This is a genomic window from Sphingomonas hankookensis (assembly GCF_022664465.1).
Classification (GTDB): Bacteria; Pseudomonadota; Alphaproteobacteria; order Sphingomonadales; family Sphingomonadaceae; genus Sphingomonas; species Sphingomonas hankookensis.
In genome coordinates, this window is sequence record NZ_JAKREV010000003.1 from 131,880 (window position 1) to 155,954 (window position 24,075).

Sequence of the window (24,075 nt, forward strand, 5' to 3'; positions counted from 1 at the left end):
TAGCCGTTTTAGCCGATGTTCAACCGCGTTCGCGTATGACCGCGCAAGAAGGTTTGAGGGGCAGCAAGCCCCGGCTCGAGGTCCAGTATGATTGAGAACCAGAAGATCCGTCCGGCAAAGGTGATCGGCCCCTTGGGGGAACCGCTCACGATCGATTCGCTGCCGCCGCCCGACACGACCCGCTGGGTCGTGCGGCGCAAGGCGGAGGTCGTCGCGGCGGTCAATGGCGGTCTGCTGAGCGTCGACGACGTGTGCATGCGCTACAATCTGTCGGCGGAGGAATTCGCCGGGTGGCAGCGCGCGGTCGATCGGTCGGGCATGCCGGGCCTGCGCGTTACCCGCATTCAGCACTACAAGTCGTTGTACGAACGCCAGCAACGCAAATATTGATCGATCAACTTAAAACGGAGGCGGAACAAGCCAGTCCCTAAAGAGTCTTTCCCTCAGTACGCCCGGTGCGAAATTGCCGGGTTGCAGACAGCAAATGGAGGGACGTCACATGGGTATCATCATCTGGCTGGTCGTGGGCGGTGTCGTGGGCTGGCTGGCCAGCATCATCATGCGGACCGATGCGCAGCAGGGCATTATCCTGAACGTCGTCGTCGGCATTGTCGGCGCGGTCATCGCAGGCTTCGTGACCGGTGCGAACATCAATAACGGCATCACCGTGATGAGCTTCCTGTATTCGCTGCTGGGCGCCGTCGTCCTGCTGGCGATCGTGAACCTCGTGCGTCGTGGTTCGGTGCGTTAAGCCACCGCTGCCACTATCGTGCATGACGGGCCGTCCCTGCCGGGGCGGCCCGTTTGCGTTTCAGCCGCCGGTCAGTTCGGACAGGTCGGCGCACATCACCACCCGCACACCATCCGGGTCGTAGCGAATGTCGCTGTCACCGATACCGGCAAGGCCGAGGCGCAGCAGCTTCGATCCGAAACCGCGGCGCGACGGCATCACCACCGGCGGTCCGCCCTGTTCGCACCATGTCATTTCGATCCGCCCGGCGGCAACGTTCCATGCCAGCGCGATGCGACCATCGGCATTCGATAGCGCGCCATATTTGACCGCATTAGTGCCCAGTTCGTGCAGGATCAGCGCTAATGCCAGCGCCGCGCGTGCACCGAGCGCCACGTCGGGGCCGCTCAACGCCAGCCGATCGTCACAGCCGAACACCCCCAGCACCTGCCCGATCGTCGTACGCATGTCGGCGCCGACCCAGTTGCGTTCGACCAGCACGTCGTGCGCGACGCCCAGCGCCTGCAGCCGGCGCTCGAACGATTCCAACGGGGTGCGGTCGACCGATCCACGCAATGTCTGCGACGCGATCGCCTGTACCATCGACAGCGTGTTCTTCAGCCGGTGCGCCAGTTCCTGGATCAGCAGCGTCTGGCGCGTTTCCGATTCGACCTGCGCCATGCCGACCTCGACCCGGTCGGCGACCTTGCGCAGGAATACGATGTCCTCGCCGGTCCAGCGCCGTGGCTCGGACGCCTGCACGACGAACGCCGAAATGCTGCGGCCGTCGCGGCGGACCGGCACGATAACGAACGCGGCGATGCCGCGCCCGACCAGCGCAGCCGCCTGTGCCACGGTGCGCGGATCGCTGCCGACATCGTCGACCACGACCGCCTCGCCCTGCGCGATCGACGCGGTGACCTCGCCATAGTCGGCGAAGCGGTGGCCGCCGCTGATCGAAGCGCGCTCGGCCGCGGTCCAGTCGCGTTCGATCTCGACCGCGGACACGGTCGCGTCGATCCGGCCGAATCCGGCACAATCGACGTCGAGCGTCTGGCCCGCCAGCGTCGATGCGATGCGCGCGACGTCGGCAACGCTGTGACAGTCGCGCAGCATGTCGCCCAGTTCGATCAGCGCCGCCTGCCGCCGCGCCGCCGCGCGTTCGTCGGTGACGTCGCGCAGGATCGCCCCGAACCGGTCGCCGTCGATCCGGAAGCAATGGCCGCGGAACCAGCGGCGCAGGCGGGGGACGTGGTGCAGGAAACCGATCGCCTCGCCATCGACCAGCATCGCTCCCAACTGGTCCGCCCAATGCGCGGGTGCGGCGGGATCGAGTTGCCGTCCGGTCGCCGCCAGCATCGTCGCGCGATCGAACCCCGACAGCGCGAACCATGCAGGATTGGCATCGACGAAGCGCCAGTCGATGACGCGGCCATCGGCATCGCGAATCGCCTCCCCCAGCGCGAAGCCGTCGCTGATATTCTCGAACAATCGCTGCCAGCGCTGCTCGTTGCCGCTCAGCGCCGCCTCCGCCGCCGCCATCCGGTCCAGCGTCGCGTCACGTTCGGCCAGCAGATGGCGCAGTTCCAGCGTCGCCGCCGCCTGTCGTGCAAGGCTGCCCAGCATGTCGCGCTGCGTCGCGCTCAGCCCTTCGGGCCGGGCAACGGTATCGATGACGCACAACGTGCCGACGGTGACGCCGCCGGCCAAGCGCAGCGGGACGCCCGCATAGAAGCGGACCTGCGGCCCTCCCGCGACGATGCCGCTGTCGCGCGTCCGCGGATCGAGCGACAGGTCGGGAATGACGAGGATGTCGGCGTCGCTCGCCAGTACGTGGGTGCAGATCGCATCGTCGAGCGAGGTACCGCACAGGTCGGTCCCGACCTGTGCCATGAACCATTGCCGGTCCCGGGCGATGACGGTGACCAATGCGACCGGGGCAGCGCAGATCTGTGCGGCAAGGCGGGCAAGGTCGCCCTGCGCGCCGTCGCCGATCGCCTCGATCAGCCGATAGTCACGAATGGCCGCCAGGCGCCGGTCCGATCCGTCGGTATCGATCATCGCCCCCATCACCTGCCCCTATGGCCGCGATCGGGATAGCGATTACTGCCGAACGGCACAAGGGCCGCGCCAGATTGGCACGGCCCTTGCAGAACTTACGGTCGATTTACCACGACGACGTCAGGCCGATTCGGCCGCCTTGCTGCGTGCGGCGAAACTCTTGCGCAGCTTTTGCAGCTTAGGCGGGATGACCGCCATGCAATAGGGGTTCCGTTGCCCCTCACCGTCCCAATATTCCTGATGATAGTCTTCGGCCGGATACCAGGTGGAAAGCGGTTCGATGGTGGTCACGATCTTGCCGCGCCCCTCGCCCGCGCGCTCGATCCCGGCACGCGCCGCGGCCTCCTGGCCCGCGTCGTGGGGGAAGATCGCCGAGCGATACTGGGTGCCGACGTCGTTGCCCTGGCGGTTCAGCTGCGTCGGGTCATGCGTCGCGAAAAAGATGTCGAGCATGTCGTCATAGCCGATGACGGCAGGGTCGTAGGTGATGCGGATCGCCTCGGCATGGCCGGTGTCGCCGCCGCAGACCTGCTTGTAGGTCGGATGCTCGACGCTGCCGCCGATATAGCCGCTTTCGACCTGTTCGACGCCGATCACGTCGCGAAACACCGCTTCGGTGCACCAGAAACATCCGCCAGCGAAGGTCGCCTGTTCGGTAGCCATTGCGTAATCTCCTTTGGTGAAAGAGATAGGCGCGCGAGACAGCGGTGCAATCGGGGGTACGGTAATGGGCAAGGTTCTGGTCACGGGCGGCGCGGGCTATATCGGCAGCCATGCGGTGCTGGCGCTGCTCGATGCGGGCCATGACGTCGTCGTCGTCGACAACCTCGTCACCGGGTTCGACTGGGCGGTCGACCGCCGTGCGGCGCTGGTCGTCGCCGATATCAGCGACGACGTGGCGATGCGGGCGGCGATCGCCGAGCACGACGTGCACGCCATCCTGCATTTCGCCGGATCGGTGGTGGTGCCCGAATCGGTCGAGAACCCGCTCAAATACTACCGAAACAACACCGCCGCATCGCGCAGCCTGATCGAAAGCGCGGTGGCCGGCGGAGTGAAGCACTTCATCTTCTCCTCGACCGCCGCGACCTATGGCATTCCGGAAGTGGTGCCGGTGCGCGAGGATTCGCCAAAACAGCCGATCAATCCCTACGGCATGTCGAAGCTGATGACCGAGATCATGCTGGCCGACGTCGCTGCGGTGCATCCGATCAACTACGCCGCGCTGCGCTATTTCAACGTCGCGGGGGCCGATCCGCAGGGCCGCAGCGGCCAGTCGACGGCGGGCGCCACCCACCTGATCAAGGTCGCGGTCGAGGCGGCGACAGGCAAGCGCGGCCATGTCGGCGTCTATGGCACCGACTTCGCCACGCCCGACGGCACCGGGGTGCGCGACTATATCCATGTCAGCGACCTCGCCGACGCCCATGTCCATGCGCTCGACCTGCTGATGGCCGATCCAACCAGCAACCACACGATGAACGCCGGCTATGGCCGCGGCTATTCGGTGCTGGAAGTACTCGACGCGGTCGACCGGGTGACCAACCACACCATCGAGCGCAAGCTGGAAGGGCGTCGTGCCGGCGATCCGGACGCGCTGGTCGCCGACAACAGCACGATCCTGTCGAAGCTGCCCTGGCGGCCGCAGCATGCCGATCTCGACAAGATTGTCCGCGATGCGCTGGGATGGGAGCGTAAGCTGGCGGAGCGGAACGGGGGGTGATTCGCTCTACCTAAATCGTCGCCCGGCGAAAGCTGGGGCCTCTTGCGGTTCCTGCCCCGCGCGATAACCGGGAGATCCCAGCCTGCGCTGGGATGACGTCCGTGGCATCCGAATGACGCGCCAGCCCTACCGGTCCGGCAGCACCTGGTCGGCGACGCCCCACCTGGCCAACAACCGGCTGTCGGCACGTTTCACCAGCTCCGCGGAGTCGCGGATCGTCCAGCGGGCCGGACTGTCGATATCGTCCAGCTCGCGCCACGCCACCGGCGCGGCGACCGGCGCGCCCGCCCGTGCCCGCGCCGAATAGGGCAGGACGGCGGTGCTGCCACGCTGGTTGCGCAGCCAGTCGATGAAGATGCGGCCCTTGCGCTTCGCCTTCGCCATCGTCGCTGTGAAGCGGTCGGGTTCGGCCTGCGCCAGCGCGCGCGAAAAGCGGTCGGCGAAGTCCTTGACCGCCGGCCACCGGGCTTGCGAGGTCAGCGGTACGACGACATGCACCCCCTTGCCGCCCGACAGCATCGCGAAGCTGGCGAGGCCGAGATCGCCCAGATGCCGGTGGAGGTCATGCGCCGCGCGCTTCACATCGGCAAAATCCAGTCCTTCGTCGGGATCGAGATCGAACACCATCCGGTCGGGCCGCTCGACATCGCCGACCCCCGCACCCCAGCCGTGGAACTCGATCGTCCCCATCTGGACGCAGGCGAGCAGCCCTTCGGCATCCTGCACATAGAGATAGGGTTCGCGCCCGCCGTCCTTTTCCTCGATGGCTACCGACTGAACCGCATCGCCGAAGCTGCCCGCGTCATGTTTTTGGAAGAAACACGCCTTGGCCCGGCCCTGCGGACAGCGCACCAGACTGATCGGCCGGTTCGCCGCCCAGGGCAGCAGCAACGGCGCGACCGTTTCGACATAGGCGGCAAGGTCGCCCTTGGTCAGCCGGTCGCCGGGAAAGATCACCCGGTCGGGGTTGGTGATGCGCGCCTTGGGCTCGCGCCCCAGTGCGGCCGGCATTTCGCGCACCACCTCCTTCGCCGCCTTGTCACCGCGTAGGCCGATGAAGCTCGCATGGCGGACGATGTTGTCGGCGGTGAATTCGGCAAAGGCGACCTCGGCGACCAGCCTGGGCGTGACGAACCGCGCGCCGCGCCGGACGGCGGCGGGCAGGTCGAGCGGCGGCGTCTTGCGCGCTAGTGGTGCCAGCGCGTCGCGCACCTGCATCAGCGTCGCGGCGTCGAAGCCGGTGCCGACCCGCCCGGCATAGGTCAGGCCCTCCTCGCCCTGCACCGCCAGCAACAGCGACTTGAACGGCCGCCCGCGCGCTTCGCTCGGGCTCCAGCCGACGATCACGAACTCCTGCCGATGGGTGCATTTGACCTTCACCCACGCCTTCGACCGCGTGCCGCGATAGGGGGCGTCGGCCTGTTTCGACACGATCCCCTCATAGCCTTCGCGGCACATCGCCGCGAACAGTTGCTCGCCCGATCCGGTGACATGGTCGGAATAGGCAAGGCGCGGATCGGCATCGGCGAGGATGGCGCGCAGCCGTTCCTTGCGCTGCACCAGCGGTTCGGCACGGCGATCACCTTCACCGTCATGGAGCAGGTCGAACAGGAAGCAGCGCATGTCGCCGCCCTCCTTGATCGCCGCCTGCAACGTCGAGAAATCGGGCTTGCCGTCGTGCAGCGCCACGACCTCGCCATCGAGCAGCAAGCCGGGCGGCAGCGATGCCGCCGCTTCGGCAATGCCGGGAAATTTGTCGGTCCAGTCGAGTCCGGTGCGGGTGTAGATGCGCGGCCCGTCGCCACCCGTCGCGATCAGGATGCGATAGCCGTCATATTTGACCTCGTGCAGCCAGTTACCACCCGCCGGCACGCTGTCGACCAACGTCGCCAGTTGCGGTTCGGCGAAGGCGGGGCGAGCAACCTTCGTCTTCGTCCGCTTCTTCGTTTTCACCGGCGGCTTGTCGGCGGCGATCTCCTCCATCGTCCGGCCGGTCTTGACGCTGGTCAGCAGCGTCGCGGTAAGCGTGTCGGTGCCGCCCGCCTCCCCGTCCGCGACCTTGCGCAACAGCCAGTTCTCGCGCTTCTCGTTGCCGCGCGGTTTCAGACGGACCAGCAGCCACTCGCCGCGCATCCGCTGCCCGGCGAGGACGAAGTGCAAATGGCCCTTGTCCAGGTCCTTGGCCGACTTGCCCTTGATCGGCGACCACGTCCCCTCGTCCCACAGCATCACCGTGCCGCCGCCATATTCGCCCGCCGGGATCACCCCTTCGAACGTCGCATAGGACAGCGGATGATCCTCGGTCCGCACCGACAACCGCTTCTGGTCGGGGTCGAGGCTGGGGCCACGCGTTACCGCCCAGCTTTTGAGCACGCCGTCGATTTCCAGCCGGAAGTCGTAATGCAGCCGCGTCGCGTCGTGCTTCTGCACAATAAAGCGATTGCCGTTGCCCTTCGCCAGCGTGCCGGCCGGTTCGGCGGTGCGCGCGAAATCGCGCTTGGCATTGTAGGTCGCCAGTGGATCGGGCTTGCGCGCCATGTCAGGCCCGCTTGCGCGTCGTAGTGGTCTTTTTCGCCGGCGCACGTTTCCTGGGCGCCGCCTTTTTCGCGGGCGCCTTGGCTGCCCCGCCCTTTTCGAGCGATTTCTTGAGGGCGGCCATCAGGTCGACGACATTGCCGCCGCTCGGGCGTTCGTCGCCTTCCGTATCGACGATCTTGCGCCCCTTGGCCTTCACCTTGCGCTCGACCAGGTCCTTCAGCGCATCGACATAGCGGTCGTGAAACTCCTGCGGATCGAACTTCGCCGTCTTCTTGGCGATCAGTGTTTCCGCCAGGTCGAGCAGATCCTCGTCGGGCTTGGCATCGGGGATGTCGCGGAAATAGCCCTGTGCGCGGTTGACCTCATCGGCATAGCGCAACGTTTCCAGCACCAGCCCGCGCCCGCAGGGTTTGAGGCTGACGACATATTCGCGCCCGCGCAGCGCCAGCTGCCCCAGGCCGACCTTCTTCGTCCGCTTCAACGCCTCGCGCAGGACGATGAACGCCTCTTCGGCGAGGTCGTCGGCGGGCACGACGAAATAGGGTTTCTCGTAATAGATCACGTCGATCTCGTGCGCGTCGACGAACTGGGTCAGCTCCAGCGTCTTCTTCGATTCCAGCTTGACCGCGTCGATCTCCTCCTGGTCGAGCAGGACGTATTCGCCCTTTTCGATCTGGTAGCCCTTCATGATCTCGTCGGGATCGACGGGTCCGATCCCGGTCACCGACTTTTCGTAATGGATCGGCTTGCCGCTGGGTTCGTGGATCTGGCGAAAGCTGATGCTCGCGCCCGATTTGGTCGCGCTATAGATTTCGACCGGTATCGATACGAGGGCGAGGCGGATCTGCCCCTGCCAATATGCCCGTGCCGCCATGCCACCACCCCCGAAATCGTTGCTCAACCGATTCAATTCGCAGGGGAAAGAGTCGTTCCGATCCGGGCATGGCCGGCGGGGTGAAATCCGCCACAAAAGGGCGTATGGCGACGCGATGACCGATCCTTTTGCCCTGTTCGATCAATGGTACGCCGAGGCGAAGGCCAGCGAGCCGAACGATCCCAATGCGATGGCGCTCGCCACCGCCGATGCCGATGGCCGGCCGTCGGTGCGGATGGTGCTGCTGAAGGGGCACGGCCCCGATGGCTTCGTGTTCTACACCAATCGCGAGGGGCGCAAGGCGGCCGATCTTTCCGCCAATCCGAACGCGGCGCTGCTGTTCCACTGGAAATCGCTGCGTCGGCAGATCCGGATCGAGGGGCCGGTAACGCTCGCCACCGATGCCGAATCCGACGGCTATTTCGCGTCGCGCAGCCGTGATTCGCAGCTCGGCGCATGGGCATCGGACCAGTCGCGTCCGCTCGATTCGCGCGACACGTTCGAGGCGCGCTTCGCCGAGGTGCAGGCGCGGTTCGAGGGACAGGACGTGCCCCGCCCGCCCTTCTGGGGCGGTTATCGCGTGACGCCAAAGACCATCGAGTTCTGGCAGGACCGCGCGCACCGGCTGCACGAACGGCGCGTCTTCACCGCGGCCGACGGGGGTTGGTCCGAAGGGTTGCTGTTCCCATGACGGAAACCGAACGCAAGCGGGTAATCCCGCTCGCCACCCGCGCCGCCATCGCGTCGGTGACGATGGCGCTGTTCCTGCTGGGACTGAAGGGCTTCGCGGCGTGGCATACCGGGTCGGTGGCGATGCTCGGCAGTTTGGCCGACACCGCGCTCGACCTGCTCGCCAGCCTTGTGACGCTGTACGGGGTGCGCCTTGCGGCGACGCCGGCCGATCACGACCACCGTTTCGGGCATGGCAAGGCGGAGGCGCTGGCGGCGTTGTTTCAGGTTATGCTCATCACCGCATCGGCGGCGGGCATCGCGTGGCGCGCGATCGCCGCCTTCGGTGCGCCGGGCGAGACGCAGGATGTCGAGTTCGGCATCGGCGTGTCGGTGATTGCGATCCTCGCCACCTTCGCGCTGCTGGCCTATCAGAAGTCGATCATCGACCGCACCGGATCGGTCGCGATCCGGGCGGACAACGTCCATTATCAAAGCGATCTGCTGCTCAACCTTGCCGTCATCGTCGCGATGGTGCTCGACCAGATGTTCGGGGTGAGGGGTGCCGATCCGGTGATGGGCATATTGATCGCGCTGTGGCTCGGCTGGGGCGCGTTCCAGGCGTCGAGCCAGGCGATCGACCAGCTGATGGACAAGGAATGGCCCGAGGACGAACGGCGCGCCTTCCTCGACGTCGCCGCCCGGCAGGACGGGTTGCGCGGCATCCACGACTTTCGCACCCGCCGTTCGGGCAGCCACGATTTCGCGCAATTCCATATGGAGGTCGCGCGCGACATGACCGTCGCCGAGGCGCATGACGTGGTCGAAGGCGTCGAGCGCGCGTTGCGCCAGGCCTTCCCGAAGGTCGAGGTACTGATTCACCTCGATCCGGAAGGGCATGTCGATACCGACAATCCGCTGGTCGAGGCGGACGTCACGCCGCACTGGTTCGGCAAGCGCGTGGGAAGTTACTGATGCCGATGCCGTTCACCGTCGTCGATGCGTTCGCCGACCAGCCGTTTGCGGGCAATCCTGCGGCGGTGATGGTGCTGGGCGAATGGCCCGACGACGCGCTGCTCCAGTCGATCGCGCTGGAGCATAACCTGTCGGAAACCGCGTTCGTCGTGCCTGCTTCTGGTGAAGCGGATTACGAACTGCGCTGGTTCACACCGACGGTCGAGATCGCGATGTGCGGCCACGCCACGCTGGCGAGCAGCCATGTGCTGATGGGGGAGCGACAGGAAGTCCGCTTCGCGACGCGTAAGGCGGGAGTGATGGTCGTCGCGCGCGATGGCGATGGCTATACGCTCGACCTGCCGGTGACGCGGGTCGCGCCGGCCGCGGACGCGGCGCTGCTGGCGGCGCTGGGCGTCGAGGGCGAGGTGTTCGCCAGCGTCTCCGGTGCGCAGCAGACCAGCATCATCCTGGTGGCGGACGCGGCGACGGTGCGCGGCTGCACGCCCGACATGGCGGCGCTAGCGGCATGCGAGGTGATGGCGATCGTCACCGCGCCGGGCGATGTCGCCGATGTGGTCAGCCGGGTGTTCGTGCCGGCGTGGGGGGTGGACGAGGACCCGGTGACGGGATCGGCGCATGCCGCGCTGGCGCCCTTCTGGGCAGACCGTTTGGGTCGGGAGCGCTTCACCGCGTTTCAGGCGAGTGCGCGCGGGGGGCACCTGACGTGTACGCTCAGCGGTGAGCGTGCGGTGCTGGGCGGGCAGTGCGTGACGGTGATGCGGGGCGAGTTGCTGGTCTGATCGCAGCTGTTTGCGAGGACGCGAAGAAGCAGGAATTGGCTCGCGCAGAGACGCGGAGGCGCAGAGAGGTTGCGCATCCGGGCAACGCCCGCGATCGGAAGAGGTGACGCTAGGTCGTCACGGGAGATTTGGCCGCATACGCGGTAAGGGCGCGTCGAACGCGCCACCTCTGCGCCTCTGCGCGAGATCCACTCTTTTACCTGCTCCGCGCCTCCGCGCCTTCGGGTGAACCAACTTCTTCCTTCCCCTCCCGAAGCAGCACTTCGGTAGCAATCCGCAACCGGGCACCCATCTATCGGGAATGACCCGCTATTCGATGCTCGACCTCGTCCCCGTCCGTCAGGGGGGTACTTCCGGCGAAGCGCTGGCTGCCGCAGCCGACCTTGCCGCCCATGCCGAGGCGGAGGGCTATCACCGTTACTGGGTGGCCGAACATCACGGCATGCCCGGCATCGCCAGCGCGGCGACGGCGGTGGTGATCGGCCACATCGCCGCCGCGACGAAGGCGATCCGTGTCGGCGCGGGCGGCATCATGCTGCCCAACCATGCGCCGCTGACGATCGCCGAACAGTTCGGCACGCTCGATGCGCTGTATCCCGGCCGCATCGACCTGGGCCTCGGCCGGGCACCGGGATCGGACCAGATCGTCGCACGCGCGCTGCGCCGGACGCTGGAGACCGATCCCAACGCCTTCCCGCAGGACGTCGTCGAACTGCAGAGCTATTTTGCCGATGACGGCCGCACCGGCATCCGCGCGGTGCCCGGCGCCGGGGCGAAGGTCGATCTGTGGCTGCTCGGATCGTCGCTGTTCGGGGCGCAGTTGGCGGCGATGCTGGGCCTGCCCTATGCCTTCGCCTCGCACTTCGCGCCGGCCGCGCTCGATCAGGCGCTGGAGGCGTATCGTCGTAACTTCCGGCCGTCGGGGGTGCTCGACAAACCCTATGCGGCGGCGGCGTTCAACGTGCTGGCGGCGGACAGCGACGAGGAAGCCCGGCTGCTCGCCAGTTCGACAGAGCAGATGTTCGTCGCGATCCGCACCGGCCAGCCGATCGAGCTGCCGCCGCCCGTCCCCGGCTATCGCGACAGCATCGGCGCGCAGGGGAATGCGATCCTCGATCATGTGCTCGAATGCTCCGCGATCGGTGGGCCGGAGACGGTGCGTGCCGGGCTGGCAAAGTTCATCGAGCGGACGCAGGTCGACGAGGTGATCGTGACGGGTGCGATGTTCGATCCGGTGGCGCGCAAGCGCAGCGTGTCGATCGCGGCGGAGGCGATGCGGGGATTATAGGGTCGCGCCTTCCCGCCCATTCCCCGCCCCCGTTTGCTTCGAGCCTGTCGAGAACCGAAGTCGAGAAGGGGTTGCGTCGAACTACCCGTTCTCGACGGACGCTTCTCGACAAGCTCGAAGCTGCTCGAACCGAACGGTTGGGGGAGGAACCGAACCTTTCAGGCACGAGGCGGGGTCAGGCCGCGGGCAACCGCAACCGGACCATCAGCCCGCCCAGATCCTCGCTCTCCTCCAGCGAGGCGGTGCCCTCGTAGATTTCCGCCACGTCGCGCACGATCGCGAGCCCCAACCCGGTCCCCGGCTTGCCCGAATCCAGCCGGACGCCGCGATCGAAGATGCGTAGACGGTCGGTCTCCGGAATGCCCTGGCCATCGTCCTCGACCAGCAGTTCGACGAAGCCCGCATCGGCGCGTGCGGTCACGAATACGCTGCCGCCGCCATATTTGGCGGCGTTTTCGACGAGGTTGCCGAGAATTTCGTCGAGGTCCTGCCGTTCGATCCGCGCGATCAGGTCCTTCTGCCCATCCACGTCGATGCGGACATTGGGATAGAGCCGCGCGACCGCGCGCTCGACCGCTTCGACCGAGCCCCACACTTCGGCGCGGCTGTGCGCCGATCCGCGGCGGCCGACGGCGCGGGCGCGGGCGAGGTGGTGGTCGACCTGCCGCCGCATCGTCCGCGCCTCGCGGATCACCGTGTCGGCCAGATCGTCCTGCCCGGCGGCCGAAGCGTTCATAATGACGGTCAGCGGGGTCTTGAGCGCATGGGCGAGGTTGCCGGCATGGCGCCGCGCCTCCTCCGCCTGCCGGTCGTTATGTTCGACGAGCGCGTTCAGTTCCTCGACCAGCGGTGCGACCTCGGCCGGCATCGATCCCTCGACTCGCGCCGATTGGCCCGCGCGCAACCGGGCGATGGCATCGCGGACGGCGCGCAAGGGGAGCAGGCCATACCATGTCTGGAGCGCCGCCATCACGATCAGGCCGAGCCCCAGCAACGCGAACGATCGCACCAGCGTCTTGCGCAGCGCGGCGATCAGCCCGTCGAGCACGTCGCGCGACTCGGCGACCTGGAACCGCCACACGGTCGGCGATCCGGGCAGCGTCAGGTCGCGTTCGACGATGCGCAGCTTCTGTTCGGGAAACGGTTTGGCGTCGTAGATGCGGATGTCGGTATAGCGCTTGCCATCGACCGGCAGCTTGCGATCCCATAGCGAGCGCGACGGCCAGGTTTCGTGCCCCGGACCGCTCACCTGCCAGTAGAGTCCCGAATAGGGTTCGAGGAAACGCTGGTCGGACAGCTGACGGTTGAACGTCACCTCGCCGGTCGAATCGATTTCGGCCGAGACGATCAGCGAGTTCAGCAGATATTCGAGGCCGTCGTCGGTGTTGCGCGTGACCGCCGACACCAGCACCCGGTCAAGCGCATAGCCGCCGCCAGCCAGGAGCAGCATGATCCACAGCGCCGCGACGACGATCATCCGCCGCGACAGCGAACCCGTCACCCGGACATAGGTGCGGGGGGCCGGATCGCCGCTGTTCGCCATCGCCCTTCGCTCAGTCCTCCGCGCCCGCCGGCTTCGGCGCGCCCGGTTCGTCGAGGCTGTAGCCCAGCCCCCGGATCGTCGTGATGACGTCGGCACCCAGCTTCTTGCGGATGCGCGTCACGAACACTTCGATCGTGTTCGAATCGCGGTCGAAATCCTGGTCGTAGATATGCTCGATCAGTTCGGTGCGGCTGACGACCTTGCCCTTGTGGTGCAGCAGGTAGCTGAGCAGCTTATATTCCTGCGCGGTCAGCTTCACCGGCTCGCCCGCGCGCGTGACCTTGCCCGAACGGGTGTCGAGGCGGATATCGCCCGCGGTCAGTTCGGCCGAGGCGTTGCCCGAGGCACGTCGGATGAGCGCGCGCAGCCGGGCGATCAGTTCCTCGGTCTGGAACGGCTTGGCGACATAGTCGTCGGCGCCGGCATCGAGGCCGGCAACCTTGTCCGACCAGCTGTCGCGCGCGGTCAGCACCAGCACCGGGGCGGTCCGCCCTTCCTTGCGCCACCGGTCGAGCACGGTCAGCCCGTCGATCTCGGGCAGGCCCAGATCGAGGATGATCGCGTCATAGGTTTCGGTCGAGCCGAGGAAATGCCCCTCCTCGCCATCGGTGGCGAGGTCGACGGCATAGCCCGCACCTTCCAGCGTGGCGCGCAGCTGGCGGCCGAGATTGGGTTCGTCCTCGACGATCAGGACGCGCATCGGCTTTCTCCCCTTGGTTTTATCGGCTGCGGCCGGTGACCTGGCCGGTACGGCCATCGACATCGACCCAGATCACCGCCCCATCGCGCAGGAATTTGAGCGTGTAAATCCCGCGGTCGGGATCATAGTCGAAGCCGAGATACTGGGCGCCGCGCATTTGGGGCACGACACGCCGTTCGATCTCGCGGAGCGGCAGGATCCGCCCCTCCGCCCGTGCGGCACGCGCCGCCTGGTGATCGCGCAGCACCTGGTCGGGTAGCGCCTGCACGCTGCCCGACACCGCCAGCAATCCCAAGCCAAGGAACCGAACGAACATCGACATGGGGGGTGACATAGCGGCAATGCGTTGAACAGCCTGTGAATAGGGCAGACAGGCTGGCGTAACTTGCTTCGTTCGCAACTGCGGCTTACCTGCCACACCATGGCTGCACCGATATTGTCCTATGAGGGCCTTGGATTGATCCAGGGCAATGGCTGGCTGTTCCGCGGGCTCGATATCCATGTCGGGCAGCGCGACCGGCTGGCGCTGATCGGGCGCAACGGGGCGGGCAAGACGACGCTGCTGAAGCTGATCGCGGGGGCGATCGATGCCGATGAAGGGCGGCGGACGATCGTGCCGGGGACGCATGTCGTGCTGCTGGAACAGGACCCGAAGGTCGACGGCTATGCGACGTTGCGCGACTTTGCGCTGAGAGGCCCGCGCGCGCCGGCGGAGCATGAGGTCGACGCGATCGCCGACCAGCTGGGCATCGACCTCGACCGCGAAGCCGCGACGGCATCGGGCGGCGAGCGACGTCGGGCGGCGATCGCGCGTGCGCTGGCGGAGAATCCCGACGTGCTGCTGCTCGACGAACCGACCAACCATCTCGACCTGTCGGCGATCGAATGGCTGGAGGAATGGCTGAACCGTTTCAACGGCGCGTTCATCGTCATCAGCCACGACCGAACGTTCCTGACGCGGCTGACCAAGTCGACGCTGTGGCTCGATCGCGGCGGCATCCGCCGCGCCGAGATCGGGTTCGGCGGGTTCGAGGCGTGGATGGAACAGGCGGCCGCCGAGGAGGAACGCGCGGCGCAACGGTTGGACGCAAAGCTCAAGATCGAGGAGCACTGGCTCCACCGCGGCGTCACCGCGCGGCGCAAGCGCAACATGGGTCGCCTCGAGAAGCTCCACGAATTGCGTGCGCAGCGTGCGGCGATGCAGGGGCCGCAGGGCACGGCGAAGATTCAGGTCGAGGCCGACGATACCAAGACCAAGGTCGTGATCGACGCCGAGCATGTGAGCAAGGCGTTCGGCGACCGCACCGTGCTCAAGGACTTCTCGCTGCGGGTACGGCGCGGCGACCGGATCGGCATCGTCGGCGGCAATGGTGCGGGCAAGACGACGCTGCTGCGGCTGTTGACCGGCGATCTGGAACCCGATTCGGGCAAGATCATGCGCGCGCAGACGCTGGACGGGATCGTTATCGACCAGCAGCGCAAGCTGATGGCGCCCGAAAAGCGGGTGCGCGACGTGCTGGCCGATGGCGGCGACTGGATCGAGGTCAACGGGTCCAAGAAGCACGTCCACGGGTACCTCAAGGAGTTCCTGTTCGACCCGTCGATCGCCGAGGCGCGGATCGGCACGCTGTCGGGCGGCGAGCGGTCGCGGCTGCTGCTGGCGCGCGAGTTCGCGCGGCCGTCGAACCTGCTGGTGCTGGACGAGCCGACCAACGACCTCGACCTCGAGACGCTCGACCTGCTGCAGGAGGTGATCGGCGATTATGCCGGCACCGTGCTGATCGTCAGCCACGATCGCGACTTTCTCGACCGGACGGTGACGGTCACGTTGGGGATGGACGGCAGTGGCCATGTCGATGTCGTGCCGGGCGGCTATGCCGACTGGGTGGCGAAGCGGCGCGAACGCAGCGCGGCCAAGGTGAAGGCGAAGCCGGTCGAGGCGGTGGCAAAGCCGAAGTCGACCAAGATGAGCTACAAGGACCAGCGCGACCTCGACATCCTGCCGCAGCGGATCGAGGAGCTGGAAGCGGCGATCGCGCGTGGTGAGGCGTTGCTGGCGGACCCGGCGCTGTATGCGAAGGACCCGAAGCGGTTCGCGGCGCTCAATGCGCAGATCGAGCAGGCGCGGGTCGAGAAGGATGCGGCGGAGGAGCGCTGGCTGGCGCTGGCCGAGATGGCGGAGGCATAATCCTCCCCCGCACGGGGAGGATTTAGATGGCTTTGCCGTGCCGTCCCGCCAGTTCGGTCAAATACTGCCACGCGACGCGGCCCGAGCGGCTGCCGCGCTTCGTGGCCCAGTTGATCGCCTCCTGCGCATCGAACGGCAGGTCGTAGGCCAAGCAATAGCGTTCGACGATCGCGACATAATGATCCTGGTCGACGACGTGGAAGCCGAGCGACAGGCCGAAGCGGTCGGCCAGCGCCAACGCGTCGTCGATGCCGTCGCGCGGGTTGATGGCGCTGTCCTGTTCCTTCAGGTCGCGGGGCACGAGGTGGCGGCGGTTGGCGGTGACGATGAGGCGGACGTTGGGTGGACGGCCCTCGGCGCCACCCTCCAGCAGCGAGCGCAGTGCACGGCCATCGGCGGGGGTGTCGAAGCCGAGATCGTCGACGAACACGACGAACGCGCGGGGTGCGTCCGCGAGCAGCGCGAACAACGCCGGCAGACCGGCAAGTGCGTTCGCCGGAGCTTCGACCAGTGCGAGGGCGCCGCCATCCGCCTGCACCTGTCCAACCGCTGCCTTGACCAGCGCCGACTTGCCGGTGCCCCGCGCGCCCCACAGCAGCACGTCGTGCGCCGCCGCGCCCGCTGCCAGCCGCGCGAGATTGTCGGTCAGCGCCGCCTTCTGCGCATCGATCCCGACCAGCCGGTCGAGCGGCAACGGGCGGAAGCCGCGCGCGGCGCGCAGGGTCGTGCCGTCCCAGCCATAGGCCGGATGCGCCACCGGATCGGCGGCGGGCGATGGCGGCGGCGACAGGCGTTCGAGCGCGGCGGCGATGCGGAGCAACGGGTCGGTCATGCGGGTAGCCCTAGCGCGTTTGTGGCGCACGGCCCAGCCACGCCGCCACACACGTCATCCCAGCGCAGGCTGGGATCTCCCCGTGGTGAGCGCGGTGCTTTCGCCTCGGGAGACCCCAGCCTGCGCTGGGGTGACGCTTGTTGCGGGCAAGCTGTGGGTGGCGCGGACGTCAGCTGCCCGCGACCAGCGCCTGTGCCGCCGCACGCTCGGAAAAGCTCGCATCGGCCAGCGCCGCGCGCGCATTGGCGATGGCGACGGGGCGGTTGCCGGCGGCGTCGGCGATCTGCGCCATGTGCCAGCGGATCGCGGCATCGCCCGGGGCCAGCCTCACCGCTTTCACCGCCAAAGGCACCGCCGCACCGATATTGTCGCCGGCGTACAGCGCCCAGCCGAGCGCATCGGCGGCCATCGGATTGGACGGGGCCAGGGCGTAGGCGGCGCTGGCATAACCCTGTGCGGCATCGGGCTGGTCCGCGCCGGCATAGGCCTGTGCCAACATCGCCAGCACCGCCACATCGCGGTCACCGACGCGTTCGCGCAGGGACTCGAGCGTTTCGATCGCGGTGTCGTTGTCGCCTGCCGCCAGCTGCCACCCGCCGAGCAGGCGCAGCGCGGCGACGTTGCCGGGGTTCTGCGTCAGGAACAGCGAGAGGGTGGCGCTGGCCGCGTCGCGCTGTCCGGCGCGGTCGCGGGCGTCGACCAGCCGCAGCATCGTCGCTTCGTCGAAGCGCGAGGTGGCAGCGCGGGCATAAGTGGTGGCGGCGGCGGCCATCTGCCCGGCGCCGGCCAGCGCGTCGCCCAGCACCAGTTGCGCGGCGGGCGACCCCGGATTGGCATCGGCCAGCGCCTGCGCCGCCGCCAATGCGCCTGCGGTGTCGCCGGTCGCGGCGAGAGCGCGGACAAGGGGAAGCGTCGCTGCCGGATTGCCCGGTGCCGCGGCGGCATCGTTGGTCAGCGTCGCGAGGTTCTCGCCCGTCGCAAAGGCCGTCGAACGCCCGCGGACCAGCGTCGCCGCGCGGTCGAACAGCAGCGCGGCATTGGCGCGGTCGCCGATCCGCTCCAGCGCGCGTGCCGCCAGGAGCAGCGTATAGCTGTCGGCATCGCCGCGCGAGGCGACCGGCAGGATCGTATCGAACGCCTCGCGCGCCGAGTCGCTTTGCAGCAGCGCCAGCGCCAGCAGCTTGCGCGCGGTCAGGTTGCTCGGTTGGCGCGCGACCAGTTCGCGTAGGGGGATCGCCGCCTGCGCCGCCTGTCCGTCGGCCAGCCCGATCGATCCGCTGAGCAGCAGCGCGCCGGGCGATCCGGCAAGGCCGCGCCCAGCCTTGTCCAGCACGCTGCGCGCGGTGGCGGTGTCGCCGGCGCGTGCCGCCAGCACGGCTTGCAGATACAGGCCGCGCGGGCTGCCCGGCCGGACCGCCATCGCCCGGCGTACCGCCGCCAGCATGTCGCGGGCGCGACCGGCATCGCCGAGCGTCGCGGCATAGTCGATCAGCGTATCGTGCGCGTACGGGTCGCGCGCCAGTGCCGATTCATACCATGGCAGCGACGCGACCAGCCCATATTGGCTACGCATGGTTTCGGCACGGAACCACAGCGCGTCGGGTGAGGCAGGATCGGCCTGCACCGCCACCGCGCTGGCGTTGGACGCGCCGACCATGTCGCCCGCCCGCCATCGCATCCGGCCGAGCGCGGTCCATGCCATGGCGTCGTGCGGTGCCTGCGCCACGCGGGTTTCCAGCGTGGCGAGCGCGGCCTTTACGTCGCCGCTTACCGCCACCGCCTGTGCGCGGATGGTCGTCGCATAGCCGCGATAGCGCGGCACCGTCTGGTCGGCCTCGGCAATCGCGCCGGCGGCATCGCCCTGCAACAGCCGGGCATGGGCGCGCAGCTGGTGGGCGCGGCGGGGATCGAACCCGGCTTTTGCGGCGCGGTCGAGCGAGGCTTGCGCCGCCGCGCCATCGCCCAGCGCCAATTGGGTGCGGGCGAGGATCGCCTGCGCGAAGCCCCAGTCGGGATCGGCCTCGGTCGCGGCCAGCGCGCGGTCGCGCGCGGCGGTCCAGTGGCCGCCCTGAAACTGCGCCAGTGCCTGTGCGAGCTTGGTACGCGCATCGGCAGCATCGGCGCGAGCGGGCAGCGCGCCGGCCAGCGAGGCGAGCGCGGCGGCGACGACTGCCAGCCCGCCTGCCCCCAGCACGGCCCGGATCGATCGGTCAGGGTTGCAGATCATAGCTCTTCATCAAATCATACAGGGTCGGGCGGCTGATGCCGAGCAGGCGGGCGGTGCCCGAGATATTGCCCTGAGCCTGCGCCAGTGCGGAGCGGATCGCGGCACGGTCCGCTGCCTCGCGCACCGCCTTCAGGTTGATCGGGCCGCTGGCCGTCTCGGCCCCGGTCAGGTCGAGGTCGGCGGCGGTCACCGCCTTGCCATCGGCCATGATCGCGGCGCGCTTTACCCGGTTTTCCAGCTCGCGGACGTTGCCGGGCCAGCCCCATGCCTCGATCGCGGCCAGCGCGTCGGGGGCGAAGCGTTTCTGCCCCAGTCGCATCTGCGCGGCATGGCGGTCGAGGAAGTGGCGCGCCAGTAGCGCCGGATCGCCCGGCCGCTGCGACAGCGACGGGATGCGGATCACGATCTCGGCAAGGCGGTAATACAGGTCCTCGCGGAAGCGCCCATCGGCGACCATCGCGTCGATATCCTGATGCGTCGCGCAGACGATGCGGGTGTCGACCGGGATCGCCTTCCTGCCGCCGATCCGCTCGATCACGCGTTCCTGCAGGAAGCGCAGCAGCTTGACCTGCAGCGGCAGCGGTACGTCGCCGATCTCGTCGAGGAACAGCGTGCCGCCCGCCGCCTGTTCGATCTTGCCCTCGGTCGTCTTGACCGCGCCGGTGAACGCGCCCTTCTCATGCCCGAACAACTCGCTTTCGAGCAGCGTTTCGGGGATGGCGGCGCAGTTGATCGCGATGAAGTTGCCGCGCTTGCGTCGCGACGCGTCGTGGACGCCGCGCGCCAGCAATTCCTTGCCGGTGCCCGACGCGCCGAGCAGCATCACCGACACGTCGGCGGGCGCCACGCGTTCGATGGTGCGGGTGACCTTCAGCATTTCGGGCGCGGCGGTGATCATGCCGCCCAGCACCGCCTGCCCGTCGATCCGCTCCGCAAGCCGGCGGTTCTCGGCCTCCAGCGCATGGACATGGAAGGCGCGGGCGACGATCAGGCCCAGCGCGTCGATATCGATCGGCTTCGAATAGAAATCCCATGCGCCCAGATCGATAGCGCGCAGCGCGCTCGACCGGTCGCCATGGCCGCTGGCCACCACGATCTTGGTATCGGGTTTGAGCGCGAGGATCGCCTCCATCGTCGCGAAGCCTTCGCTGACGCCATCGGGATCGGGCGGCAGGCCGAGGTCGAGCGTCACGACCTGCGGCTCTTCCGCGCGGACCGCGGCGATCGCCGCCTCACGGTCGCCGGCGACGACGATGTCATAGCCTTCATAGGCCCAGCGCAGCTGGCGTTGCAGCCCGGCATCGTCCTCGACGATCAACAGGCATTTGCGCGTCGTCATGCCGCTTGCTCCAGAGTGGGGTGGGCACCGGCCAGCGTCACGCGGAAGCGGGTGCCGCGTCCCGGCTGGCTGTCGACCTCGATCTGTCCGCCCATTGCCACCGCCAGCTGGCGCGCCTCGAACGCGCCGATGCCGAAGCCGGTCGGCTTGGACGACACGAACGGGCGGAACAGGTTATCGCGGACGAACTGCTGGGTCATGCCGCATCCGGTGTCGATGACGTCGATCGTCGCCCGGTCGCCGGTACTGCCCAAGACGATCCGGACCGGATCGGCGCCCCCGGCGTCGAGCGCGTTGTGGACGAGGTGGTCGAGCACCTGTTGCAGCCGTGCCGGATCGGCGGCGGCGTAGCGCGTCGTGTCGCCTTCGACCACCACCGCCCCGCGGGCACGGAAGCGTGCGGCGGACTGGGCGGCGATCGTCGCCAACGCGACGGCGCGCAGTGCTTCGCCGCGCGGCGGCTCGCGTTCGGACAGGCGGGCGAGCAGGTCGGTCATGCGCGTGGCCGATTCATTGAGGGTCGCGACCATGTCGGCGCGAAATTCGGGATTGTCAGCATGGCGCGGGGCGTTGCGCGCGACGAGGCTGAGCTGGCTCACGATGTTCTTCACGTCGTGCAGGATGAAGGCGAAGCGACGGTTGAATTCGTCGAACCGCCCGGCCTCCGCCAGCGCCGACTGTGCGCGCTCCTCGGCCAGATAGCTCGCCACCTGTCGCCCGGCGATGCGCAGCAGGTCGAAATCCTCCCAGTCGAGCGCACGCGCCAGGATCGGCCGCGCCAGCAGGATTGCCCCCATCAACCGCCCGAGATGCGGCAGCGGCACGATCACCCACGCATCGGGATGGGCGAGGATGGCATCGGGCACCGCCGCCCGATCGGGATCGTCGGGGCGCTCGCGCAGCACATCGAGTTCGAGGATGCGCCCGGTCGCGTGGAGATAGGCGGCGAGGCGCACCGCTTCGTCGCCGGTGGGCAGCGTATCACCCTGCCAGCACCACGACGCCTGTACCGCCAGCGTATCGCCATCGGCGACCAGCAGCAGCCCGGCGGGTGCGTCGATCAGGTCACCGATCGCCTTTACCAATCGTTCGTCGAGCGGCGCGCCGCCCTTGGGCTCGCCCAGCGTCTCGGTAAAGCGCACCCATTCGGCGCGATAGTCGTAGCGGTGGCGGAACAGGTGCTTGACCAGCTTCACCTTGATCCACGCGCGCAGCCAGCCCGACGAGGCGGCGGTCAGCATCGCAACGGTCGACCCGAACACGAACGCGGTCTGCGCCATCCGGGCATAGGTGCCGCCCAACGCCTCGATCAGGCTGGTCGCCATGATCGTGATCGCGAAATAGGCAATCAGCCCGAGCAGCGAGAGCGTGTGGAAGGTCGCGGTGCGCGAGAATTGCACGCCGCCATCGCCCGGCCGCGACAGCGCCAGCGCGACCAGCAATGCGATGCCGGCGACCGCAACGCCGCGCGCCGCCACCAGCTCGACCGGGGCGCCGCCCATCAGATAGGTCGCGATGCAGCTGTTGATATCGATCAGCCAGAACGCCCCGGCGGCGACCAGCACCATCCGCGTCGCCGCCGAGGTAGCCGCCGAAAACAGCCCATGGAGCAGCAGCAGCGCGCCCAGAGCGGCCAGCGCGCCCAGCATCGTCGCCGCATCGCGGATCACCGCCGCCCCCACCGGATCGCGCGCCGCGACCGATGCGAAGTCGAGCAGCAATTGCGCGACGTCGACCGCGGCGACCGCGCCATAGGCCAGCGCCCGCCCGAACGCCTCGCGCCCCGGAGTTCCCATCCGCCGCTGGATCGCGAACAGCAGCACCAGCCAGCCAAGCGTGCGAAGCCCGGCGAGCAGGTGCGTCGCCGCATGCCCCTCCCCCGTGCCGGCGACCGACAATGCCCAGAGCGCCGTGATGGCCAGCGCGACCGACAGCCAGCGCCGCGGCAGGGCACCGTCGGCCGCCCCGCGCTGCCGCGTCCAGACCGCCAGCGCGCCGAGCATCAGCGCGGCGATGGCGTGGCCCCAGACGATGACGCCGGTCAGCATCGCATCAGCGCGCCCCGCCCGACCAGATCACGACGCGGATCGTCTGCAGCAGGATGAGCAGGTCGAGGAAGGGCGAGTAGTTCTTGGCGTAATAGAGGTCGTATTCGAGCTTCTGCCGCGCATCGTCGATCGACGCGCCATAGGGGTAGTTGATCTGCGCCCAGCCGGTGATGCCCGGCTTCACCATGTGGCGTTCGGCGTAATAGGGTAGTTTCTCCTCCAGCGCCGACACGAATTCAGGGCGTTCGGGGCGGGGGCCGACGAAGCTCATCTCACCGATCAGCACGCTCCAGCATTGCGGCAGCTCGTCGATCCGCGTCTTGCGCAGGAAACGGCCGATGCGGGTGATGCGCGGATCGTTCTTTTCGGCCCAGACGGCGGAGCCCGCCGCTTCGGCATCGGTGCGCATCGAGCGGAGCTTCGGAATCTCGAAGCCGTTGCTGTAGAGCCCGACGCGGCGCTGGCGGTAGAAGGCCGGTCCGCGGCTGTCGAGCTTCACTGCGGCCGCCGCCAGCACGATCACCGGCAGCGTCAGCGCCAGCAGCAACAGACTGGCGGCGATGTCGAACATCCGCTTGAAGATGCTGGAGAACATCCGCCCCGACGAAAAGCCGTCGGAAAAGATCAGCCATGACGGATTGACGCTGTCGAGGTCGACGCGCCCCGTTTCGCGTTCGAGGAAGGTCGAGATTTCGTTGACGTGGACGCCGGTCGTGCGGATGCGCAGCAGGTCCTTGAGCGGCAGCGCGTTGCGCCGCTCCTCCAGCGCCAGCACGACTTCGGACGCACCGAGCAGCACGACATGGTCGGCGAGGTTGTAGATCGCGTCGCGGGCGATCGCTTCGGGGATCACCCGGTTCGCCTCGCTCATCGCGATATAGCCGACGACGACGAAGCCGGCGCCGGGGCGCTGGCCCAGATCCTTCAGCCGCTGTGCCCGCGGGCCGGCACCCAGCACGATCACCCGCCGCTTGAACGCCTGTCCGCCCAGCAGCGCACCGGTCAGGATGCGCAGCACCAGCAGCAGCACCGTCGCAAAGCCCATCGCGTAGAGCAGGTTGGAACGCCAGAAGGTGATCGCCGGCGTCAGGAAGAAGAGGACGGCGAGGAAGATCACGCCGAGCGAGATCGCCACCAGCAGACGCGCCGCGGCGAAGCGGATCGATTGAAGCGATTCGGTGCCGTACACCCCGACCGCCACCATCGCGACCTCGAGGCTGAGGGCGAAGCTCAGCAATTGCGGGATGCGCGTGTGGATCGGTTCCACCGCCATGTCGATCTGCATCGCCCGCGTGATCCAGCCGAGTTCGGCCGCGACCAGCAGGGCAATGACGTCGAGCAGGCCGAGCAACAGCACGGCATGCGGTATGTAGTGCTTGAACAGCCGAATCATCGCGGCAATCCCGATACAGGTGTAAGGCTCTCCGACACCCACCCGCTATGGCGGCAAAGCGCAAAGAAATACTGAACGGCGGCGCAACACGTCATCGGCCTGTTGTCGCATCGCCACAGTCGTTACCGCGGCGGTCATCAGCGGCTGTTCAGGCGCGGTCGGGCG

General features: G+C 67.9%; 20 protein-coding genes. 8 read left to right on the top strand and 12 right to left on the bottom strand.

Features of this window, described 5'->3' with window-relative positions:
- The first annotated feature begins 87 nt into the window (after positions 1-87).
- Together sciP and MF610_RS10005 are read left to right on the top strand one after the other, a co-directional pair.
- Positions 88-390, top strand: a complete 303-nt coding sequence (sciP, locus tag MF610_RS10000) for a CtrA inhibitor SciP (protein WP_242195747.1) — start codon at positions 88-90, stop codon at positions 388-390.
- A gap of 109 nt (positions 391-499) precedes the next feature.
- Positions 500-751 (top strand): GlsB/YeaQ/YmgE family stress response membrane protein, encoded by a 252-nt coding sequence (locus MF610_RS10005; RefSeq protein ID WP_125661044.1) that lies wholly within the window; start codon positions 500-502, stop codon positions 749-751.
- A gap of 60 nt (positions 752-811) precedes the next feature.
- On the opposite strand, the gene MF610_RS10010 is transcribed toward MF610_RS10005, so the two are convergent.
- Together MF610_RS10010 and msrA are read right to left on the bottom strand one after the other, a co-directional pair.
- Positions 812-2,800, bottom strand: coding sequence for a GAF domain-containing protein (locus tag MF610_RS10010; RefSeq protein ID WP_242195750.1), 1,989 nt, complete (start codon positions 2,798-2,800; stop codon positions 812-814).
- Between the two features lie 111 nt (positions 2,801-2,911).
- Positions 2,912-3,454: a peptide-methionine (S)-S-oxide reductase MsrA gene (msrA, locus tag MF610_RS10015; protein ID WP_242195753.1), complete on the bottom strand. Its 543-nt coding sequence runs from the start codon at positions 3,452-3,454 to the stop codon at positions 2,912-2,914.
- Positions 3,455-3,518: 64 nt separating this feature from the next.
- Between msrA and galE the strand changes: the two genes are divergently transcribed.
- Entirely contained in the window at positions 3,519-4,514 is a 996-nt protein-coding gene (gene galE / locus MF610_RS10020; protein ID WP_242195755.1) for a UDP-glucose 4-epimerase GalE, read from the top strand.
- Positions 4,515-4,640: 126 nt separating this feature from the next.
- Here the strand turns inward: galE and ligD are convergent, their stop codons facing one another.
- Together ligD and ku are read right to left on the bottom strand one after the other, a co-directional pair.
- The gene (gene ligD, locus MF610_RS10025; RefSeq protein ID WP_242195758.1) at positions 4,641-7,052 is read right to left on the bottom strand and encodes a DNA ligase D; all 2,412 of its coding nucleotides are present in this window, start codon (positions 7,050-7,052) and stop codon (positions 4,641-4,643) included.
- A gap of 1 nt (position 7,053) precedes the next feature.
- Positions 7,054-7,926, bottom strand: a complete 873-nt coding sequence (gene ku / locus MF610_RS10030; RefSeq protein ID WP_242196538.1) for a non-homologous end joining protein Ku — start codon at positions 7,924-7,926, stop codon at positions 7,054-7,056.
- Positions 7,927-8,041: 115 nt separating this feature from the next.
- Between ku and pdxH the strand changes: the two genes are divergently transcribed.
- From pdxH to MF610_RS10050, 4 genes are all read left to right on the top strand, one after another.
- A complete protein-coding gene (pdxH, locus tag MF610_RS10035; RefSeq protein ID WP_242195761.1) occupies positions 8,042-8,617 on the top strand; it encodes a pyridoxamine 5'-phosphate oxidase in 576 nt (191 codons plus the stop codon).
- Positions 8,614-9,570, top strand: coding sequence for a cation diffusion facilitator family transporter (locus MF610_RS10040; RefSeq protein WP_242195764.1), 957 nt, complete (start codon positions 8,614-8,616; stop codon positions 9,568-9,570). Before pdxH ends, MF610_RS10040 begins: the two co-directional genes overlap by 4 nt.
- Positions 9,570-10,352, top strand: coding sequence for a PhzF family phenazine biosynthesis protein (locus tag MF610_RS10045; protein ID WP_242195767.1), 783 nt, complete (start codon positions 9,570-9,572; stop codon positions 10,350-10,352). Before MF610_RS10040 ends, MF610_RS10045 begins: the two co-directional genes overlap by 1 nt.
- 301 nt (positions 10,353-10,653) lie before the next feature.
- Entirely contained in the window at positions 10,654-11,640 is a 987-nt protein-coding gene (locus MF610_RS10050; RefSeq protein ID WP_242195770.1) for an LLM class flavin-dependent oxidoreductase, read from the top strand.
- A 175-nt stretch (positions 11,641-11,815) separates the two neighbouring features.
- Here the strand turns inward: MF610_RS10050 and MF610_RS10055 are convergent, their stop codons facing one another.
- The 3 genes from MF610_RS10055 to MF610_RS10065 are packed head-to-tail and all read right to left on the bottom strand — an operon-like array spanning position 11,816 to position 14,205.
- Complete coding sequence (locus MF610_RS10055; protein ID WP_242195773.1) at positions 11,816-13,183, bottom strand: sensor histidine kinase; 1,368 nt, start codon at positions 13,181-13,183, stop codon at positions 11,816-11,818.
- A gap of 10 nt (positions 13,184-13,193) precedes the next feature.
- Complete coding sequence (locus MF610_RS10060) at positions 13,194-13,883, bottom strand: response regulator transcription factor (RefSeq protein ID WP_125661011.1); 690 nt, start codon at positions 13,881-13,883, stop codon at positions 13,194-13,196.
- Between the two features lie 19 nt (positions 13,884-13,902).
- A complete protein-coding gene (locus tag MF610_RS10065; RefSeq protein ID WP_242195776.1) occupies positions 13,903-14,205 on the bottom strand; it encodes a hypothetical protein in 303 nt (100 codons plus the stop codon).
- 99 nt (positions 14,206-14,304) lie between these two features.
- Between MF610_RS10065 and MF610_RS10070 the strand changes: the two genes are divergently transcribed.
- The gene (locus tag MF610_RS10070; RefSeq protein ID WP_242195779.1) at positions 14,305-16,071 is read left to right on the top strand and encodes an ATP-binding cassette domain-containing protein; all 1,767 of its coding nucleotides are present in this window, start codon (positions 14,305-14,307) and stop codon (positions 16,069-16,071) included.
- A 22-nt stretch (positions 16,072-16,093) separates the two neighbouring features.
- Here the strand turns inward: MF610_RS10070 and MF610_RS10075 are convergent, their stop codons facing one another.
- The 5 genes from MF610_RS10075 to MF610_RS10095 form a co-directional block, all read right to left on the bottom strand.
- Entirely contained in the window at positions 16,094-16,903 is an 810-nt protein-coding gene (locus MF610_RS10075; protein ID WP_242195782.1) for a DUF815 domain-containing protein, read from the bottom strand.
- Between the two features lie 169 nt (positions 16,904-17,072).
- Positions 17,073-19,097, bottom strand: coding sequence for a tetratricopeptide repeat protein (locus MF610_RS10080; protein WP_242195785.1), 2,025 nt, complete (start codon positions 19,095-19,097; stop codon positions 17,073-17,075).
- A gap of 16 nt (positions 19,098-19,113) precedes the next feature.
- Entirely contained in the window at positions 19,114-20,469 is a 1,356-nt protein-coding gene (gene prsR / locus MF610_RS10085; protein ID WP_242195788.1) for a PEP-CTERM-box response regulator transcription factor, read from the bottom strand.
- Positions 20,466-22,517: an XrtA/PEP-CTERM system histidine kinase PrsK gene (prsK, locus tag MF610_RS10090; RefSeq protein ID WP_242195791.1), complete on the bottom strand. Its 2,052-nt coding sequence runs from the start codon at positions 22,515-22,517 to the stop codon at positions 20,466-20,468. The genes prsR and prsK overlap by 4 nt, the downstream gene beginning before the upstream one ends.
- Positions 22,518-22,521: 4 nt before the next feature.
- Positions 22,522-23,910: a TIGR03013 family XrtA/PEP-CTERM system glycosyltransferase gene (locus MF610_RS10095; RefSeq protein WP_242195794.1), complete on the bottom strand. Its 1,389-nt coding sequence runs from the start codon at positions 23,908-23,910 to the stop codon at positions 22,522-22,524.
- Positions 23,911-24,075: the final 165 nt, after the last annotated feature.

What these genes read in the sequence shown, in the direction of transcription:
- sciP (WP_242195747.1), top strand. Translation starts at nt 88, where the DNA reads ATGATTGAGAACCAGAAGATCCGTCCGGCAAAGGTGATCGGCCCCTTG.
- MF610_RS10005 (WP_125661044.1), top strand. Translation starts at nt 500, where the DNA reads ATGGGTATCATCATCTGGCTGGTCGTGGGCGGTGTCGTGGGCTGGCTG.
- MF610_RS10010 (WP_242195750.1), bottom strand. Translation starts at nt 2,800, where the DNA reads ATGGGGGCGATGATCGATACCGACGGATCGGACCGGCGCCTGGCGGCC.
- msrA (WP_242195753.1), bottom strand. Translation starts at nt 3,454, where the DNA reads ATGGCTACCGAACAGGCGACCTTCGCTGGCGGATGTTTCTGGTGCACC.
- galE (WP_242195755.1), top strand. Translation starts at nt 3,519, where the DNA reads ATGGGCAAGGTTCTGGTCACGGGCGGCGCGGGCTATATCGGCAGCCAT.
- ligD (WP_242195758.1), bottom strand. Translation starts at nt 7,052, where the DNA reads ATGGCGCGCAAGCCCGATCCACTGGCGACCTACAATGCCAAGCGCGAT.
- ku (WP_242196538.1), bottom strand. Translation starts at nt 7,926, where the DNA reads ATGGCGGCACGGGCATATTGGCAGGGGCAGATCCGCCTCGCCCTCGTA.
- pdxH (WP_242195761.1), top strand. Translation starts at nt 8,042, where the DNA reads ATGACCGATCCTTTTGCCCTGTTCGATCAATGGTACGCCGAGGCGAAG.
- MF610_RS10040 (WP_242195764.1), top strand. Translation starts at nt 8,614, where the DNA reads ATGACGGAAACCGAACGCAAGCGGGTAATCCCGCTCGCCACCCGCGCC.
- MF610_RS10045 (WP_242195767.1), top strand. Translation starts at nt 9,570, where the DNA reads ATGCCGATGCCGTTCACCGTCGTCGATGCGTTCGCCGACCAGCCGTTT.
- MF610_RS10050 (WP_242195770.1), top strand. Translation starts at nt 10,654, where the DNA reads ATGACCCGCTATTCGATGCTCGACCTCGTCCCCGTCCGTCAGGGGGGT.
- MF610_RS10055 (WP_242195773.1), bottom strand. Translation starts at nt 13,183, where the DNA reads ATGGCGAACAGCGGCGATCCGGCCCCCCGCACCTATGTCCGGGTGACG.
- MF610_RS10060 (WP_125661011.1), bottom strand. Translation starts at nt 13,883, where the DNA reads ATGCGCGTCCTGATCGTCGAGGACGAACCCAATCTCGGCCGCCAGCTG.
- MF610_RS10065 (WP_242195776.1), bottom strand. Translation starts at nt 14,205, where the DNA reads ATGTCGATGTTCGTTCGGTTCCTTGGCTTGGGATTGCTGGCGGTGTCG.
- MF610_RS10070 (WP_242195779.1), top strand. Translation starts at nt 14,305, where the DNA reads ATGGCTGCACCGATATTGTCCTATGAGGGCCTTGGATTGATCCAGGGC.
- MF610_RS10075 (WP_242195782.1), bottom strand. Translation starts at nt 16,903, where the DNA reads ATGACCGACCCGTTGCTCCGCATCGCCGCCGCGCTCGAACGCCTGTCG.
- prsR (WP_242195788.1), bottom strand. Translation starts at nt 20,469, where the DNA reads ATGACGACGCGCAAATGCCTGTTGATCGTCGAGGACGATGCCGGGCTG.
- prsK (WP_242195791.1), bottom strand. Translation starts at nt 22,517, where the DNA reads ATGCTGACCGGCGTCATCGTCTGGGGCCACGCCATCGCCGCGCTGATG.
- MF610_RS10095 (WP_242195794.1), bottom strand. Translation starts at nt 23,910, where the DNA reads ATGATTCGGCTGTTCAAGCACTACATACCGCATGCCGTGCTGTTGCTC.